Here is a 15,655-nt window from a genome sequence, read left to right on the forward strand (position 1 = left end):
GCGAGAAGCTTTGAGCCGCGGGATATAAATCTTAGGGTGAGAGCATGATAACCGAAAAGGCTGCGAAGGTTCTTGAATCTCACGAACTATGCGACCACTGTCTGGGCAGACTGTTCGCGGGGCTTGGGAAGGGCACCAACGAGGAGCGCGGGAAGGCGATAAGGTTCGTCCTCAACATGGAGCGCTCCGCCGAGGGCTTGCCCCCGGTTGAAAGGCCCGAAACGTGTGAGCTGTGCGGTAACGTTTTCGAAAGGATTCCCGAACTCACCGGAAGGATGGAGGAGGCCGCGGCTGGCGTCGAGTTCGAGACTTTCCTCGTCGGCTCCCGCTTCCCCGAGGAGGTCAAGGAGAACGAGAAAGCCCTCTGGGAGGAGTTTGGGATAGAGACTGCTGAACCAATAAACCGCGAGTTCAACCGCGAGCTCGGCAAGGCCTTTGGGAAGGCGACGGGAAAAGACACAGCGAAGAACCCCGACGTGGTTTTCATCGTCGAGCCGTATTCCGGTAGAATCGAACTCCAGATAAACCCCCTCTACATTTACGGCCGCTACAGGAAGCTCGTGCGGGGAATTCCCCAGACGCCCCTCCCTGACTTTGATGAGAGCGTTGCCTCGATCATCTGCAGGGCGTTCTCCAGGGCGAGCGGTGGGAAGTGCGTCTTCAAGGGGGCAGGAAGGGAGGACGTTGACGTCCGCATGCTTGGAAACGGCAGGCCATTTATCGTTGAGGTAAAGCGGCCGAAAAAACGGAAGCTAGACCTCGACGCGATGGCGAAGGAGATAAACGCAAGCGGAAAGGTTGAGGTTCTGAACCTGCGCTTCGTTTCACCGAAAGAGGCCGAAGAGGTCCTCACATGGAGTCACCGCAAAGAATACCTCGCGCTGGTTCTGGTCGAGGATGGGGTAACCCCCGAGGAGGCCGAGGATGTTGCCAGAAAGCTCAAAGGACTTGAAATTCACCAGAGAACCCCCTGGCGCGTGAGGAATGTGAGGGCCGATAAAGTCCGCGTCCGGAGGGTTCACGAGGCGAAAGCAAGGTGGCTCGATGGGAAGCACTTCGAGCTCCGCCTCGTCACCGACGGAGGTCTGTACATCAAGGAGCTCATATCCGGCGATAAGGGGCGCACGAAGCCCTCGGTGAGCGACCTGCTCGGAAAACCTGCCTGGTGCAAGAGGCTCGACGTCATGAACATTCTTGATGAGTGAAAACTTTATAAACGGTTCCCGCCGATTGGATAGCGGAGCCATAACAGGCTTAGTCGATACGCCGAAGAGGCGTGAAACTCTGAGAAGTGCCTTTGCGTCTGTTGCGCGATGAGTAAAACCCTGCGAGGTGATTGGAATGGTTAAGAAAGCACACAGCTTCAGAAGGAAGACCCGCGGCAAGCTCAGCAAGAAGCCGAGGAGGAGAGGTCTCCCGCCCCTCACCAGGTTCCTCCAGGAGTTTGAGACCGGACAGAAGGTCCACATAGTTATCGAGCCGAGCTACCACAGGGGCATGCCGGACCCGAGGTTCCACGGAAGGACGGGAACCGTTGTCGGTAAGCGCGGCGATGCCTACGTCGTCCAGGTTAAGGATGGTGGCAAGGTCAAGACCTTCTTCATCCACCCGGTTCACCTCAGGGCTCAGAAGGGATGAGCATGATAGGGAGGAAGAAGCTCGAGGAGCGCTACCTCACGATATCCGAGACCAAGGAGCTCCTCGAGAGGCGCAAGGCTGAGGGCATGGTGGAGAACCCGGAGGAGCCCATGTTTTACGAGGCCAGGGTTAGCCTCGAGCACGCCGAGCGCTTTGCCAAGCTCAAGCCCGAGCAGGTCGCCGAGCTGAAGGAGAAGCTCCTCGGCCTCTTTGAGTGGATAGACGAGAGGATAGCCGTGAAGCTCGTCGACTTCATGCCGGAGGACTACTTCGACATCCGCGTCCTCTTCGCCAAGGAGGACTACATGCCCACCAGGGGGAGGCCGAGGAAATAATAAGGCTCCTCAACGACTACCGTCCCGAGGAGTGACCCTCCTTTCCTTTTCTCTTAGACAAAGTATAAAAACTCCGGACGGGTATAATTTCTGGGGGAGAGACAATGGATAGGTACCGGAGACACTCTTACAGGGAAAGCCTCGACAAGAAGAGGCGGAATGTTGAGTATGAGGAGTACGCCTACGTGCTGGACTATCTGCCCGAGGGCTACACCGATTTAAAGACCGGAAGGAGAACCGGCAAGCCCGTTGCTCAGGTTATAGGTGAAAAGGCTTTCACGCTGCTCGAGGTTGCCCCGAAGGAGGACCTCATGCTCTACGAGAGGGTCTTCATAGGCAAGGGACAGAGGGACAAGATACTCATGATCAACAAGAAGATTCACTTTGATGACCTCACCGCCACCGCCAAGGCCGAGCTTCCGTACGTGGTTGAGGAGATAATCAAAAACAACGAGGAGCACTTCGTCAAGTTCTTCAACATGGCCCCCCCTATAACCAACAGGCTCCACAGCCTCGAACTCCTGCCCGGCATCGGCAAGAAGCACATGTGGGAGATACTCGACGAGCGCAAGAAGGAGCCGTTCAAGGACTTTGAGGACCTGCGCCACCGTGTCAAGGGGCTTCCAGAGCCGGCAAAGATGCTGGCGAAGCGTGTCGTTGACGAGATCGAGGGCAAGGACCGCTACCGCCTTTTCGTTGGCTCAAGGAGGATATTCAGGGTATGAGGGAGCGCCTCTTTTCTCTAATTTCAAAATACAACCTTAAGGCAAATTCTGACCTTGGACAGAACTTTCTGGTAGTGCCGGATATAATCGAGCGCAACGTTGAACGGGCGGAACTCAATGAGAATGATATCGTCCTCGAAGTTGGTCCGGGTCTTGGAGTTCTCACCGATGCCCTGAGCCGGCACGCGGGTAAGGTGTACGCCATTGAAAAGGATTCCCGCCTCGTGGAGATTTTGAGGGCCGAATACGACTGGCCCAACGTTGAAATAATCGAGGGAGATGCCCTGAAGGTTGAGTTCCCCGCGTTCAACAAGATAGTCTCCAACCTGCCCTACCAGATTTCGTCCCCCATAACCTTCCGCTTTCTGAGGTATGATTTCGAGAGGGCCGTTCTTATCTACCAGCTGGAATTTGCCCGGAGGATGGTGGCGGAGCCGGGGGATAGGAACTACTCCCGCCTGTCGCTGATGGTTCGGGCGAAGGCTCACGCCGAGCTCGTGGAGCGCATTGGCAGGGGCGCCTTCTGGCCGAAACCCAAAGTGGACTCCGCGGTCATCGTTCTTGAGCCCAAACCAAGGGACGAGCGCATTGAACTGAACGAGGATCTGGTTAGGGCCCTCTTTCAGCACAGGAGAAGCACCGTCCTGGCGGCCCTTAAAAAGTCGCATCACATGCTGGGGCTGAGTAAGGAAGATTTCAAACGGGTTCGTGGCCTTCTCGGCGCAGTGCCCCACGCCGGGAAGAGGGTCTTTCAGCTGAGTCCGCTGGATGTCATTGATATTGAGCTGTACCTTCTGGAGAACCACCTGATTAGGTCCTCCGAATGAGTTCTTCCCTGAGCCGGGCAAGCTTCTGGTAATGGCCCTCCTCAATCCTCGCGAGGTTCCTGAAAATCTCCCTGGTGCCTTCATCTGAGTTCTCCGATAGGTATGAGTACACGTCTCTCGCCATCCTCTCGTTTTCCATCAGCACCTCAAGGACCTCCCCGATGCGGCCGTTCCGGAGGTGTTCCTCCAGTTCTCTGAGTCCAAGTCCTGTCTCTATTCCAGGTACATCAACGCTCACCAGCTCCGCCCCGCGATAGCGACGTTTGTACTCTGCCATTAGTATCTCTGCATGGTTCAGGCTTTCCTCTGCCAGCTTTCTGAAGATGATGGGTATCCTCTCATCCCAGCTGTATTCCTCGGCAATGTTGGCGAGTCTGTTGTACATTTCGGCCTCGTCTATCTCGGCCGATATCCAGTAGGACAGAACGCTTCTTTCGTCCAGGTTACTCAGTCGTCCGATTATCTCCTTCAGTTCTCTTTTCTCATTGTTAGAGAACTCCCTCATACAGATCCCCCAGATATGTCAACGCCTACATTTTTAAACATGTCTCGCAAACATGCCAGCATGATAGTTGCCATCATCGACGGCTACACTGACGAGCCCGCGGGACTCGGTGTTCCACCGTATCTGGGGATATACCCTCGCTATGCTTACGGCGCCATAAAAAAGGCTCGAAGGGACGCCAGGGTTTTCTACCTGACCATAGATGACCTGAGGGCCACCTTCGAGGGCGAAAGGGGAGTGGCCACTAAGAACAAGACCCCAAACTTCCCCCGAACCCGTGAGATACTCGAGAGGGCGGACGTTATCGTGTACATAGGTGGCCTGCACACCCCCGGTAAGTACCTCTCAGCCGTCCCGTCCCAGGTCGAGGAGGTCGCGAGGTTCCTCCGGCCGTTTCAAGGGGTTAAAATCCTCGGCGGCCCGGCGTTCATGGGCTCCGCCCACGCCGGCGGGACGAGGATAACCTCCCGCGAGCTTCTCCTTGCCCAGTCCGTCTTTGACCACATCGTCTACGGCGACCTCGAGGCGTTTCTGCACGATTACCTCGTGAATCCGTCCGATGCCGACCCCCTCCGCTTCAGAACCTACGGGGAGCTGAGGGACTACGCACTGCTCGGGGCGGAGGTGGTGGGGCAGTTCCCCGACTTTCCCGACTTCGTGATAGCTGAGATAGAAACCCAGCGTGGCTGTCCCAAGGCGATGGGCATAGGCGGCTGCTCCTTCTGCACCGAGCCGGTTCGCTACAGAAACGTCGAGGACAGGCCCATCGAGGATGTCGTTGCGGAGGTCGAGGCCCTTTACACCCTGGGGGTGAGGCACTTCAGGGTCGGCAGACAGAGCTGCATCTTCTCGTACATGGCCAGACCGGACGGAAGGGTCCCGATACCTAATCCAGAGGCTCTGGAGAAGCTTTTCCGGGGTATTCGCTCCGTCGCGCCCGGACTTAAGACCCTCCACGTGGACAACGCGAACCCCGCCGTCATAGCCAACTACCCGGAGGAAAGCGTTAGGATAGCCAAGGCGCTAATAAAGTACGGGACCCCCGGAAACGTCGTTGCCTTCGGGCTCGAGAGCGCCGACCCGAAGGTGGCGAAGCTCAACAACCTGAACGCCACCGCCGAGGAGACCTACGAGGCGGTGAGGATACTCAACGAGGTGGGGGCAAAGAGGGGCCCCAACGGCATGCCGTGGCTCCTGCCCGGGATAAACGTGATTTTTGGCCTTCCTGGGGAGAGGAAGAAGAGCTACGAGCTGACTTTCCAGTTTTTCAAGAGGCTCCTGGACGATGGGCTGATGGTCCGCAGGATAAACATCAGGCAGGTGGTCGTCTTCCCGGGAACTCCACTGTGGCACATGCGGGATAGGGTCAGGACCGAGAAGCACAAGAAGCTCATCCAGCACTACAAATACAAGATAAGGCACGAGATAGACCTCCCGATGCTCAGGCGCGTTGTTCCCGTGGGAACCATCCTCCGCGATGTCCGCGCGGAGGTCCTTGAGAACGGCCTGACCTACGGCAGGCAGATAGGGAGCTATCCCCTGATCGTGGGCATGCCCAAGGAGGTGCCCCTGAACAGGTTCTACGACGTCCTGATAGTTGGACATGGCTACCGGAGCATCACGGGAGTTCCCGTCCCGATAAACGTCAACCGCGAGAGCCCCAGGGTTCTTCAGTACCTGCCGGGGATTGGGAAGAAAACCGTGGTGAGAGTACTGGCGGAGAGGCCTTTCGGGAGCAAGGATGAATTCTTCCGGGTGGTGGGGGAAGAGAAAAGGAAAACCCTTGGGGATGTAATCACCCTGAAGTAGTGGTCTGGTTCTCGGTGGGCCACTTAAACTGCATGATTTTTTCGATTAACACCACTTCCGCACGGAGCGCGCCGTCGGATTTGCCTTCGAGGACTATCAGCCCGGGTCTGGGAACGATGACCCTGTTCACCTCGGCCCCTTCCGCCGGACCCAGCAGCACAACCGCCAGGTGGTCTTTGTTGCCTATCCTCCCCAGCCCGAGGGAGGTCTTTGTCATGAAGGAGAGGTACCTGGTGTCGTGGCGCTTCATGGTCTCTTCGTATGCGTACCCTCTTGCGCTGGCCTCGTCCATCCCGTTCTTCAGGGCCTCAACGTAGTAGTACCGTTTAAACAGTGTGGCAGTGAAGGCACTCATCTCAGCCACTGCCGCGGTGCGGTCTGAGCAGCTTCCCGTAAACTCCTCAGGATTGGAGGAGCAGACCTTGACGCTGGGGTCTCCAAGCACGATTGTGAAGCGCTGGTAGGGCGCGTTCATCGTCATGTTTACATCGACTTCGGGTATGCCCGTTATATACCCCGTAACGTTGATGGCGTAGCCCTTTGTTCCCTTGGGTATTCTGAATCCGCGCATTGTTAGATTGACGTACTGGGGAAGCGTGAAAACAGCGTACTGGCCGCTTGGGAACCTGAGTACTATGTATGTGTGCTCCGGAGCGGGTTTGTCCGGGTTTACTGAGACATCGTATTTGGAGTATCCATACAGCAGGTAGCCGATGGGCGAGAGAATCAGGACTGCCAGAAGGAGCGCGACCAAGAACTTCCTTGACACTCTGGAAACCTCCTAGAAGTGTTGGGAAGTAAAGGAAGAAGAAAAGGCCTTCAGCTGAGGCCAGCGAGGTACTCCATAAGGGCCTTGGCGGCGGCAGCGGTGCCCTCCCTGTCGGTACCGGCGACAAGGACGACGCCGTAGCCGTTGATGTCGCCGCACTCGGCGACGTACTTGACAACGCCGCTGTCGGCACCGGTGCCGTACTCCTCCTTCCAGCCGTCGTAGTCACTCGGGACCTCGAGCTTCTCGGCGAGGGCGGCGGTGACGCTGTTGACGACCGGACCGCCGATGAGGATGAGGTTGCTGTCAACCTTGTCGAGGCCCTGCTCCATGACCTCGGTGTCGAGGACGGTTATCGGGGTGGTTATCTTGCTGACGACGGCGGCCTGGGCCGGGTCGGCGGTGGCGGTTATCTCGTCGATGGTCCATCCCTCGAGCTCGTCGCCCGGCTTGAGGGTCTCGGTGGTGTAGTCGGGCTTGAGCGGGTCGATGACGACCCATGCCTCCATGGCGGCGTAGGTCCTGTCGTCGTCCGGGTTCTTCTTCTTCATTATGTCGGCCTTGTAGTCCATGACGTAGGTGTTGAAGAGCTTGACCTCCTTACCCTCAAGCTCATCCTTGTTCTCGAGGGCGAACCAGTTGAGCTTGCCATCACTGATGCCAAGGCGGGCGATCCATCCGGGTATGTACTCCTTACCATCCTTTATGTAGCTGATGTCGGTCTGAACTGCAACCTTGACGCTGGAAGTTCCGCCGATACCGATGAAGGTGTCAGTGAGGGTGACCCTTATGCCCCCGTCAAAGAGCTCCTCCGTTGGGTGGTCATCGGTGTTGAGGGTGATCATTTCGCTTCCGTCCGGGCCGGAGACCTCGAGGAACGCCTTCTCCTGGTTGACGTCGATGTCGAGGACCTTTATGGTGTAGTCGCCGAAGGTCTTGGCCTTGCCGGCGTCGATGTAGGTCTCGCCCCAGTCGTTACCGTACTCTATTGAGTCACTTCCAATGTCGAGGACCTTGACGGTCTTGCCGAAGAGGTCGATGGTGTCCCCAACCTCAACGCCCTTGATGACACCGCTCTCATATTCGCTGTATCCTTTCGGCTTGGTGTCGCTGACGGTGTAGGTGGTTCCAGTCTCACCGAGGACCGGGTCCCAGAGGGGCTTCTCGTAGGCGTTGAGGGCAAAGGTCACGTTGGCGACGACGTTGTCCACTATGAGGGTGAAGTCCTTGAAGTCGTCGATGTCGGTGTACTCGGTCGGGTCGTCGTTGAGCTGCTTGAGGGTGACCTTACCGATGTTAACGGTGTAGTGGAGCATGACGTCATCGGCAGTGTGCTTCTTATCGTTCGGGTCCGTCCAGTAGTTGTTCTTGACGTTCTTCCACTCGATGGCATCGTAGACGGTAACCTTCCAGCCCCCGTCAAAGACTCCACCTGACCAGACGGAGTCGTCGAAGGTCTCGCTGAATATCGGGTTGTCATCGTCGTCGAAGCTGCCGTTCCACCAGTAGGCCTGGTCCTGGAGGTCCTCTCCGTCCCTGTACTCGCCGGTGTAAGTGTTGTCGAACACCGGGATGTCGTCCGGGTCGTAGGCGGTGTCCTTCTTGACGACGACGCTGGCGTCCTTAACCTTAACGTCCTCGGTGGTGTAGAGCATGGTACCGAGAGCGACAGCTATGTCAGCGGCGCTTGAAACGTCAAGAGCAGCACCCTGGCTTCCAACGACGATTTTAACGTTCGGCTGTCCGTCTTTAACGAAGAAGTCCTTCGGTATTTCCGGGACGGTCGGCTGAGCGGTGGCGAGGCCGATGGTTGCTCCAACCATAGCGGCACCAACGGCGAGCGCCGCGATCTTCTTCACTTTCATTTCACAACACCTCCCTGACTTTGGGCTTACGCCCTGGAATGGTCTAACATGTGTTGTCACTGAGTTTCTCCCCTTTAGGGGTATATATACTTTTCGCTTTCAGACCCTTTCTATGCTTAAAAAAAGCTCGCTCATTGCCGTAAAAATGAAAGGGAGCTTAATTAAATGACTATAAGCTTTTCGCCTTTTGACGATAATATCTCATGGATTTAGTCTGAACTCGGTGTTCTTTTTTTCGAGGATGCGCTTTTTCAGGGGGCGCATTGTGAGCTCGTAGACAAAACCCGCCACGTCCGCCAGTGCACCCTGGAGTTCCGGAGCGGTTATGTCCACCACTTCGGGTTCCAGTATCGCTATCGCCACGGGAGAATATTTGGCGGTCAGCTGGATTAGATTCTCAAACGTGGACAGAAGCTCCGCCGCGATTAGTATGTACTTCCTTCCGTTCTCGTCTTCGCTCTGGACTTTAGGAACGAGTTTGTTTATGGTGCATCCCTCATACGCGAGGGCCTTTGCAAAATTCCTGGTGACTGTTTCCTCGTCGTCCCCAAAGACCTCCACGACAAAGCGGTAGAGGATTTTTCTATCCTCCACAATGAACTCTTCAATCTCCTCCCTGCTGTACCCTATCTGGGGCTCGGGAAACTCTTCCAGGGAAGGATAGGCCGCCAGTGGACCAAATTTGTCTATGAGCTGCCCCATGGCGTAGGAAAGCCCTCCAAGTAGTTCCATGAGTCCCTTTGCGTCCACTTCAATCTTTGGAGGGGATACAACCTCCACGGCGGCCGGTGCGTAGCGCACCGCGGTATTGAACACCGCATTGAGGGGTCCTGAGATCCTTGCCTCTATCATTCCGGAGTACGGCAACGTGTCGTTGTTGGGGTCTTCGATTATCTCTTCCACCCTCACGTCATGAACCCTGATGGATTTTTCAGCCTTCAGCCGTTCCGCGGTCTCCTCCATAGCCCTTTCTAAAACTTTCTTATCGCTTCCCAGGCCTTCGATGTAGAAAATAACCTCAATCGTCTCCAATTTCACCACCACGTCCTGTCATATCGCTTTTTTTGGTATGCCCCCACCACGGGAATCGGTTCGCCGCAGTACTTACACTTCCCATCGTCGGTCAGGTTGTACTCGGTGATTTTGAATCCCCAGCGGACTATTAAAGGTTTGCCGCACTTGGGGCAGTAGGTGTTCTCTCCATCGTGCCCGGGTATGTTACCGACGTAGATGAATTTCAACCCCTCCTCCCGGGCAACGCGGTGGGCCATTTCAACCGTTTCGACCGGCGTTGGAGGGAGGTGGGTCATCTTGTAGTGCGGGAAGAAGCGGGAGAAATGAACCGGCGTGTCGTCCCCGAGGTTCTCGACCACCCATCTGGCGAAGGTTCTGATCTCCTCCTCTTTGTCGTTGAGCCTTGATATTATGAGATATGTCAGCTCGACGTGGATTCCGAACTCCTTTTTGGCTATCTCCGCGGTTCTCCTGCTCGGCTCGCCGCCCGGAACGCCGGCTATCTTCATGTAGAAGGCGTCATCGAACGCCTTGATGTCGATGTTCATTGCGTCTATGTACGGTGCCAGCTCCCTGAACGGCTCCTCGTTTATGTAGCCGTTGGTTATCAGGAGGTTGTATATTCCCTCCTTCCTGGCGAGCTTCGCCGTTTCGAGCACGAGCTCATACCAGATTATTGGCTCGTTGTAGGTGTAGGCTATGCTCTCGCAGTCGTATTTTCTCGCCAGGGCAACTATCCCCTCCGGGCTCGCGTCGTGGAGGTAGGGGAAGTTCTCGTCGGCCTGGCTTATCTCCCAGTTCTGGCAGTGCTTGCAATGCATGTTGCAGCCGACGGTGCTTATTGAGAGGGCGCACGAACCGGGCCAGAAGTGGAAGAGAGGCTTCTTCTCCACCGGGTCGGCCCCTATCGCCGAGACCTTGCCGTAGTTGAGGGTGTAGAGCTTACCACCGATGTTCTTTCTAATCCTGCAGGAGCCGCGCTTTCCCTCGTTTATTATGCAGTTGAGGGGGCACAGTCTGCACCTTACTCTTCCGCCCTCTAGCGGCTCCCAGTAGGTAGCTTCACGCATGCTTCTCACCGCATTGTAGTAGGTTCACTCCCGTTTAAGTTTTTGGTACATTTCATAGTACTCACGCATCGTCAGGAACTTTGCGTTCTGGCTCTTGTAGTGATCTATAAGCCTTCCGAGCAGTTCAACGGCCTTGTCTCCTGTGTTGAACCTGCAGTCCCACCGGATTTTTTCTTTCTGCATGGGAACGAACTCCCATGGGTGGGCGAAGTAAACGCGGGGCTCCTTCAGGCGGGCATGGATGAGCTTCTGCGCCCTCCAAGGTAGTCTTATGACCGAGCTCGTGGTAGATGCTGGGACTTCAAGAACATCACCGAAAAACCTCACGCCCCCCCGGTAGCCCTTGTAGGTCGCCTTCGAAGAGTCCACCAGTATGCCGTTTCTTTCCAGTATATCATAATAGTAATCCGGAAACTGCAGATTGGGCGCGCGGAACGAGACGACCTCCCCAAACTCCCTCAGCACCTTCAGGGACTTCACGATGGCCCTCTCGCCCTCCTTCTTGGTGAGCTTATCCAGCCGCTCGTGGTTGTAGTTGTGGCTTCCAAGCTCGTGGCCCTCGTCGATTACACGCCTGACCAGCTCGGGGAAGCGCTTCGCCATCTCCGCGGTGAAGAAGAACGTCGCCTTTACCTTCTTCTCAGCCATCAAATCCAGCAGCTTCGGGAGCCCCTCCTCCATGCCCCGCGTCGTCACCAGGTACGGCGGGCAGTCGTGTTCGACGTCAAACGTTATTGAGACGAGCATCATCCCAGCCTCCTCATCAGCTTGTAGGTGAGGTACAGCCTGTCTACCTCCGAGCCCACCTCAATCGTCATTCTGTAAACCCGGAGGAGTCTCTTGAGCACGACCTCCCACGAGAACTCCCTTTCGGCCCTTTCTCTCGCGCGCACTCCCATCTCTACCAAAAGTTCAGGCTCCTCAAAGACCCTCGCGAGGTTCTCGGCCATTCCCTCCTCGCTGACCGCCAGAAGGCCGGTGGTACCGTGGACTACCATATCCGACAGCCCGCTCTCGTTCCGGCCGATGACGGGATTACCAGTCGCCATCGCCTCAAGTCCCACGACGGGAAATGCCTCAAGGATGCCGGGCATGAGAACCAGGTCCGCCGCCCAGTACAGCGGGAGAAGTCTTCCCCTCTCCATGAAGTCGTACAGTTCGGTTATCTCCCCGATGTCGGTTTCCCTGAGGTTTCTCTCCAGCAGGGGGCGCATGGGGCCGTTTCCCACCATTATGAGCTTTACCTTGCTTTTCGGAATTCCGCTCCGTTTCAGCGCCTCCCTCATCATCACCGGTATCCTGTGGGCCTGCTTGCGCTCGGTCATCCTTCCGAGGTAGAGCACGACTATCTCGTCCCTCACCCCGATGTCCCTTCTGGCCCTCTCCCTCTCCTCGGGCTCGGGGGGACGCCATTTTTTAACGTCTATTCCGTTGGGAACCACGACGACCGGACGCCCGTTGAGCTCCTTTCCCAGCAGGTTTCTGGTATCCTCGGCGACGGGAGTGCTGACGGCCACGAAGGTGTCTATTCGTTTAAGGTGATGTCTGATGAATGGGCCGATTAAAAAGTCCAGGGGTGGCTTGCCGTAGAAGGAGTGGTTGGTGGCTGCGACAGGGACGTCCCTGATTCCCCTCGATATCTTTGACACGGCAACGGCCAGGGGTGAATATATGCTGTGGACGTGGGTTATGTCAAACCCCTCTCTCTTGTAGAACTCGTTTATCTTCCAGAACTGCGAAAATCCAACGCTGGAGTGGTATTTGCGGAAGTAGAGGGTCGCGGGAAACCTGACAACGTGGTAGGGGAAATTATCAACGTAGGGTTTCATGTACCTGTAGTCATGGGTCAGGACGTAGGGCTCGTGCCCGGTGAGAACGAGGTTGCGGGCGAGTTCATCGATGTGTGATTCTATTCCCCCGATTTTGGGGTAGAACCAGTCGCTTGCTATTGCGATTTTAAGGCTTTCCATATTTCAACCCCTCCGGACGTCAGGAGAACCGCTAGCCCCACTAAGCTGCTGGCAACGTACGATACAAAGCGCTCCAGGAGGGTTATCGAAACCGCGAGCGCCATGGGGATTCCGAAGTATGTGAGCGTCCCCACAAGGCCACCCTCGATTATACCCACACCTCCCGGGGTGAAGGCTACGAGGCCGAAGAGGAGATTGGCCACTGAAACCACCGCTATGAAGCTCCATGCCAGGTTGAGACCGAAAGCTAGAGCTATGAGCTTCAGCCTGACGACGTCGAGGAGCCAGACTGCGGAGCTGAGCAGGACCGCAGCCATGTTAAGACCGTGCATGCTCCGGAGTGCGGTTATCTTCCTCATCTCCTCATCCGTCACAGGGGTGCGGAACAGGTGGAGCGAGAGCCTCACGAAGGCGTCCCACTTAATCCATATCAGGATTACCCCAGCTATGCCGAGGATCACGAAGGGAAGGGGTTCCCCCGATGAGAAGTAGGTCATCCCTGCGAGGAACAGGGCAAAGACCGGAATCGTCTCCAGTATGCGCTCGTAGACTATGCTGACCGCCGAGACACCGGCCGGAATGTTGGCCTTTTTGGAAACCCACGCCATCCTGAGCAGTTCCCCGCCGCTCCTGCTCATTGGGGTGACGTTGTTCATGAAAATCGAGGCGAGTATGGCCTTGACGAGCTCATGGAGGGGTGCATCCCTGCCGACACCCCTCAGAACCAGCTTCCAGCGGATGCCGTAGAGAACGACGCTCACGTAGTACGTTAGAAAGGCTAAGATGAGGTACTTGAGGGACGCGCTAACGACCACTGAAAAATACTGCTGCGCCGACGTTGCGATACTCTCCAGCATAGTCATGACCTACCCTAAGTCGGCCCAGGATTTTAAAACGTTATCGGAACATCTCTCTATACGTCCCTTTTACCCCTCTGTTAAGGTGTTCCCAGCCGAGAACAGGCATCTCCCTTCTTTTTCCATCGGTGGTAATGTAAACCCCGGCCCCTTCAAGAACCCTTCCGATGACGGTGCATCGTATGGGGAGTTCCTCCAGCAGGTTTTCGGGAATGGTGAAGATCAGCTCGAACTCCTCCCCGCTCGCGAGGGCCATCTCAATCGGGTCCAGTCCCAGGGCCTTCGCTACTTCCCTAGCCTCCTCCCGAACTGGCAGTTTTTGAGCCTCGACCTCTATTCTCACGCCGCTCATCCTGGCCAGGAGGTGCAGCTCCTTGCTCGGGCCGTCACTCACATCGATGGCCGCGTTCGCAAGCTTGCTCAGTTTGGTTCCCTCCTCTACTCTGGCCCTCGGTTCGAGGAGCTTCTCATAGAGGGGTTCCCTTATCTTTTCAGGCACGTCGAGACCATGCTTCCATACGAGGAGTCCAGCCAAAGCTCTTCCAAGGTCCCCCGTAACGCAGACCAAATCCCCTGGCCTCGCCCCGCTCCTCGTGAGGAGTCTCTTGGTCCTCCCAAGGGCGATTCCGTCTATTATCAAATCGTCCGCCTCGTTCGTGTCGGCGCTGAGAACGGGGACCCCGTAGAACTCGATGGCCTCACCGATGCCCTTGGCTATTCCTTCGAGGTACTCCCCGCTCAAATTCTCAGGAACGCCGAGGGAGAAGAGGAAGCCTACAGGCTTTGCTCCCATAGCCGCGACGTCGCTCACGTTCATTGTGACGGCCTTGAAGCCGACCTGTTCGGGCGTCATTACCTCCGGCACGTCGGTCTTTCTGACCAGCATGTCGTTCGTTGCCACAAGCCATTCGTCGCCGAGCTTGATTGCCCCTGCATCGTCGCCCAGGGGCAGGCCCCCCTGCCTCTTGAGGTGCCTGAGGAAGAGGGAGATTATCTCGGATTCCCTCAACGTTTCACCTCCAGAAACTCGGTTATGCTCCTCTGCCTCGGCCTTTCCTCCTCCGGGACGGAAACCTCAACGCTCTCAAGCTCCTCAACGCTCGCCTTCCTTATTTCCTCGGGGAGCTTTATCTCGCCGTACTTTCCTCCGCCGCCGGGAATAACTATCAGCTTGCCCTCCCTGTAGGCCCACACCGCTTTGGCAACTTCCTCGTGGACTTCAGCCAGGTTTTCCAGCGGCACATCGACGAGAACCCTTATCTCGCTCCCGAACTCCCTCAAAAAGCGCTCCCAGATTAGCCTTACCGCCTTTGTCTCCACTCCCCTGCCGATTACCATCGCTATTATCTCCGCGAGTGGGGCTAAACGGAGGTAAGGCGGCCTGTCCTTCGGCCTCTCCTCAGTGTCAGCCAGCTCGAGGATCCTGTCGTGAACGCCCTTCTTTATCCGGCCGCCGCACTTCGGGCACTTCCATTTGAAGGCCCTCGCCTCGCCGGGGGAGTAGTGGGTGTAACAGCGGGAACAGGCGGTTAAATGGTACTTGCCCAGCCTCGGGTCGAGGCCGGCGTTGAGAACGATTTTCCTGCCCCCTTTCCTTAGAATCGCCTTCCGGATCTCCTCGAAGGTGGCATCTTTGACCTCGAAGCGGTTGAACTCCCTTCCGAGCCGGTGGGGCATCGGGGAATGGGCATCGCTGTTGCTGAGGTAGGTTAGGGAGTGGTGGGCCTTTATCCTGTCGGCCATCTCCGAATCCGCCGAGAGGCCCAGCTCGAGGAACTGAATTTTTGCCCCTTGGTAGGCCTCCTTTAAGCTGTCGTACTCCTTGTAGAGACTCGTCCAGGGGGTGAAGGCGTGCGCTGGGCCTATTAGAACGCCGAGTTCGTTGGCGAGGTCTGCTATCTCCGCTGCCGGAAGGTTAACCCTCGGCCTTCCTTCGGCCTCGATGTCCCCCGAGTACTTCCTCAGCTCCTCCCTCATCTCCCGGACGGTGGAGATGCTCGGAAAGATTAGGACGTGGTGAACGCGCCGGTTGTCTTCCACCTCGGCCGTGAGGAGGAAGCGAATCCCGTTCCTCTCGTAGGTCCCCTCGTCCACCTTTTCGGTGTACCTCAGCAGCTCCTCCTCCCACTTCGGGTTGAGTATATCGCCGGTTCCGACTACCCCGAGACCCTTGAACCTTGCGTTCTCGGCGAGATTGGGAATAGTCATGGCCTTCGAGACGGCCTTTGAGTAGCGCGAGTGTATGTGAAGGTCGGCATCAACATGCATGAA

At 56.6% G+C, this 15,655-nt stretch carries 15 protein-coding genes and 1 pseudogene; 6 read left to right on the forward strand and 10 right to left on the reverse strand.

The annotated features are described in order from the left end of the window. Window positions 1-44: 44 nt before the first annotated feature. The 5 genes and pseudogenes from FH039_RS05065 (at window position 45) to rsmA (ending at window position 3,525) form a co-directional block, all read left to right on the forward strand. The gene (locus tag FH039_RS05065; protein ID WP_139680450.1) at window positions 45-1,205 is read left to right on the forward strand and encodes a tRNA pseudouridine(54/55) synthase Pus10; all 1,161 of its coding nucleotides are present in this window, start codon (window positions 45-47) and stop codon (window positions 1,203-1,205) included. A gap of 136 nt (window positions 1,206-1,341) precedes the next feature. After that, window positions 1,342-1,638, forward strand: a complete 297-nt coding sequence (locus FH039_RS05070; RefSeq protein WP_139680451.1) for a 50S ribosomal protein L21e — start codon at window positions 1,342-1,344, stop codon at window positions 1,636-1,638. A 2-nt stretch (window positions 1,639-1,640) separates the two neighbouring features. Continuing rightward, window positions 1,641-2,008: pseudogene (locus FH039_RS05075) on the forward strand (RNA polymerase Rpb4 family protein). 69 nt (window positions 2,009-2,077) lie between these two features. Continuing rightward, on the forward strand, window positions 2,078-2,698 hold the full coding sequence (locus FH039_RS05080) for a DUF655 domain-containing protein (protein ID WP_058939164.1): 621 nt from the start codon (window positions 2,078-2,080) through the stop codon (window positions 2,696-2,698). After that, a complete protein-coding gene (gene rsmA, locus FH039_RS05085) occupies window positions 2,695-3,525 on the forward strand; it encodes a 16S rRNA (adenine(1518)-N(6)/adenine(1519)-N(6))-dimethyltransferase RsmA (protein WP_139680452.1) in 831 nt (276 codons plus the stop codon). The genes FH039_RS05080 and rsmA overlap by 4 nt, the downstream gene beginning before the upstream one ends. Here the strand turns inward: rsmA and FH039_RS05090 are convergent. Continuing rightward, window positions 3,509-4,030, reverse strand: coding sequence for a ferritin-like domain-containing protein (locus FH039_RS05090; RefSeq protein ID WP_139680453.1), 522 nt, complete (start codon window positions 4,028-4,030; stop codon window positions 3,509-3,511). The genes rsmA and FH039_RS05090 overlap by 17 nt on opposite strands. 60 nt (window positions 4,031-4,090) lie before the next feature. Between FH039_RS05090 and FH039_RS05095 the strand changes: the two genes are divergently transcribed. After that, window positions 4,091-5,839, forward strand: coding sequence for a radical SAM protein (locus FH039_RS05095; RefSeq protein ID WP_139680454.1), 1,749 nt, complete (start codon window positions 4,091-4,093; stop codon window positions 5,837-5,839). On the opposite strand, the gene FH039_RS05100 is transcribed toward FH039_RS05095, so the two are convergent. From FH039_RS05100 to FH039_RS05140, 9 genes are all read right to left on the reverse strand, one after another. Continuing rightward, complete coding sequence (locus FH039_RS05100; protein WP_139680455.1) at window positions 5,826-6,608, reverse strand: hypothetical protein; 783 nt, start codon at window positions 6,606-6,608, stop codon at window positions 5,826-5,828. The genes FH039_RS05095 and FH039_RS05100 overlap by 14 nt on opposite strands. Window positions 6,609-6,658: 50 nt before the next feature. Continuing rightward, the gene (locus FH039_RS05105; protein ID WP_139680456.1) at window positions 6,659-8,473 is read right to left on the reverse strand and encodes an S-layer protein; all 1,815 of its coding nucleotides are present in this window, start codon (window positions 8,471-8,473) and stop codon (window positions 6,659-6,661) included. 201 nt (window positions 8,474-8,674) lie between these two features. Further along, window positions 8,675-9,505, reverse strand: a complete 831-nt coding sequence (locus FH039_RS05110) for a hypothetical protein (protein WP_139680457.1) — start codon at window positions 9,503-9,505, stop codon at window positions 8,675-8,677. A 2-nt stretch (window positions 9,506-9,507) separates the two neighbouring features. Beyond that, window positions 9,508-10,557, reverse strand: coding sequence for an AmmeMemoRadiSam system radical SAM enzyme (gene amrS, locus FH039_RS05115; protein WP_139680458.1), 1,050 nt, complete (start codon window positions 10,555-10,557; stop codon window positions 9,508-9,510). Between the two features lie 24 nt (window positions 10,558-10,581). Beyond that, window positions 10,582-11,304, reverse strand: coding sequence for a polysaccharide deacetylase family protein (locus FH039_RS05120; protein ID WP_139681659.1), 723 nt, complete (start codon window positions 11,302-11,304; stop codon window positions 10,582-10,584). After that, on the reverse strand, window positions 11,304-12,527 hold the full coding sequence (locus FH039_RS05125) for a glycosyltransferase family 4 protein (RefSeq protein WP_139680459.1): 1,224 nt from the start codon (window positions 12,525-12,527) through the stop codon (window positions 11,304-11,306). Before FH039_RS05125 ends, FH039_RS05120 begins: the two co-directional genes overlap by 1 nt. Continuing rightward, window positions 12,503-13,384: a lysylphosphatidylglycerol synthase transmembrane domain-containing protein gene (locus FH039_RS05130; RefSeq protein WP_139681660.1), complete on the reverse strand. Its 882-nt coding sequence runs from the start codon at window positions 13,382-13,384 to the stop codon at window positions 12,503-12,505. Before FH039_RS05130 ends, FH039_RS05125 begins: the two co-directional genes overlap by 25 nt. Before the next feature lie 40 nt (window positions 13,385-13,424). After that, the gene (locus FH039_RS05135) at window positions 13,425-14,393 is read right to left on the reverse strand and encodes a thiamine-phosphate kinase (protein ID WP_139680460.1); all 969 of its coding nucleotides are present in this window, start codon (window positions 14,391-14,393) and stop codon (window positions 13,425-13,427) included. Next, window positions 14,390-15,652, reverse strand: a complete 1,263-nt coding sequence (locus FH039_RS05140; RefSeq protein WP_139680461.1) for a TIGR00375 family protein — start codon at window positions 15,650-15,652, stop codon at window positions 14,390-14,392. The genes FH039_RS05135 and FH039_RS05140 overlap by 4 nt, the downstream gene beginning before the upstream one ends. Between the last annotated feature and the right edge of the window lie 3 nt (window positions 15,653-15,655).

Origin of the sequence: Thermococcus indicus, from assembly GCF_006274605.1 — an archaeon.
In the GTDB taxonomy this organism is placed as follows: Archaea; Methanobacteriota_B; Thermococci; order Thermococcales; family Thermococcaceae; genus Thermococcus; species Thermococcus indicus.

Bases quoted from the DNA above. Each gene is read 5' to 3' on its own strand.
- FH039_RS05065 (WP_139680450.1), top strand. From the start codon at position 45: ATGATAACCGAAAAGGCTGCGAAGGTTCTTGAATCTCACGAACTATGC.
- FH039_RS05070 (WP_139680451.1), top strand. From the start codon at position 1,342: ATGGTTAAGAAAGCACACAGCTTCAGAAGGAAGACCCGCGGCAAGCTC.
- FH039_RS05080 (WP_058939164.1), top strand. From the start codon at position 2,078: ATGGATAGGTACCGGAGACACTCTTACAGGGAAAGCCTCGACAAGAAG.
- rsmA (WP_139680452.1), top strand. From the start codon at position 2,695: ATGAGGGAGCGCCTCTTTTCTCTAATTTCAAAATACAACCTTAAGGCA.
- FH039_RS05090 (WP_139680453.1), bottom strand. From the start codon at position 4,030: ATGAGGGAGTTCTCTAACAATGAGAAAAGAGAACTGAAGGAGATAATC.
- FH039_RS05095 (WP_139680454.1), top strand. From the start codon at position 4,091: ATGATAGTTGCCATCATCGACGGCTACACTGACGAGCCCGCGGGACTC.
- FH039_RS05105 (WP_139680456.1), bottom strand. From the start codon at position 8,473: ATGAAAGTGAAGAAGATCGCGGCGCTCGCCGTTGGTGCCGCTATGGTT.
- amrS (WP_139680458.1), bottom strand. From the start codon at position 10,557: ATGCGTGAAGCTACCTACTGGGAGCCGCTAGAGGGCGGAAGAGTAAGG.
- FH039_RS05120 (WP_139681659.1), bottom strand. From the start codon at position 11,304: ATGCTCGTCTCAATAACGTTTGACGTCGAACACGACTGCCCGCCGTAC.
- FH039_RS05125 (WP_139680459.1), bottom strand. From the start codon at position 12,527: ATGGAAAGCCTTAAAATCGCAATAGCAAGCGACTGGTTCTACCCCAAA.
- FH039_RS05130 (WP_139681660.1), bottom strand. From the start codon at position 13,384: ATGCTGGAGAGTATCGCAACGTCGGCGCAGCAGTATTTTTCAGTGGTC.
- FH039_RS05140 (WP_139680461.1), bottom strand. From the start codon at position 15,652: ATGCATGTTGATGCCGACCTTCACATACACTCGCGCTACTCAAAGGCC.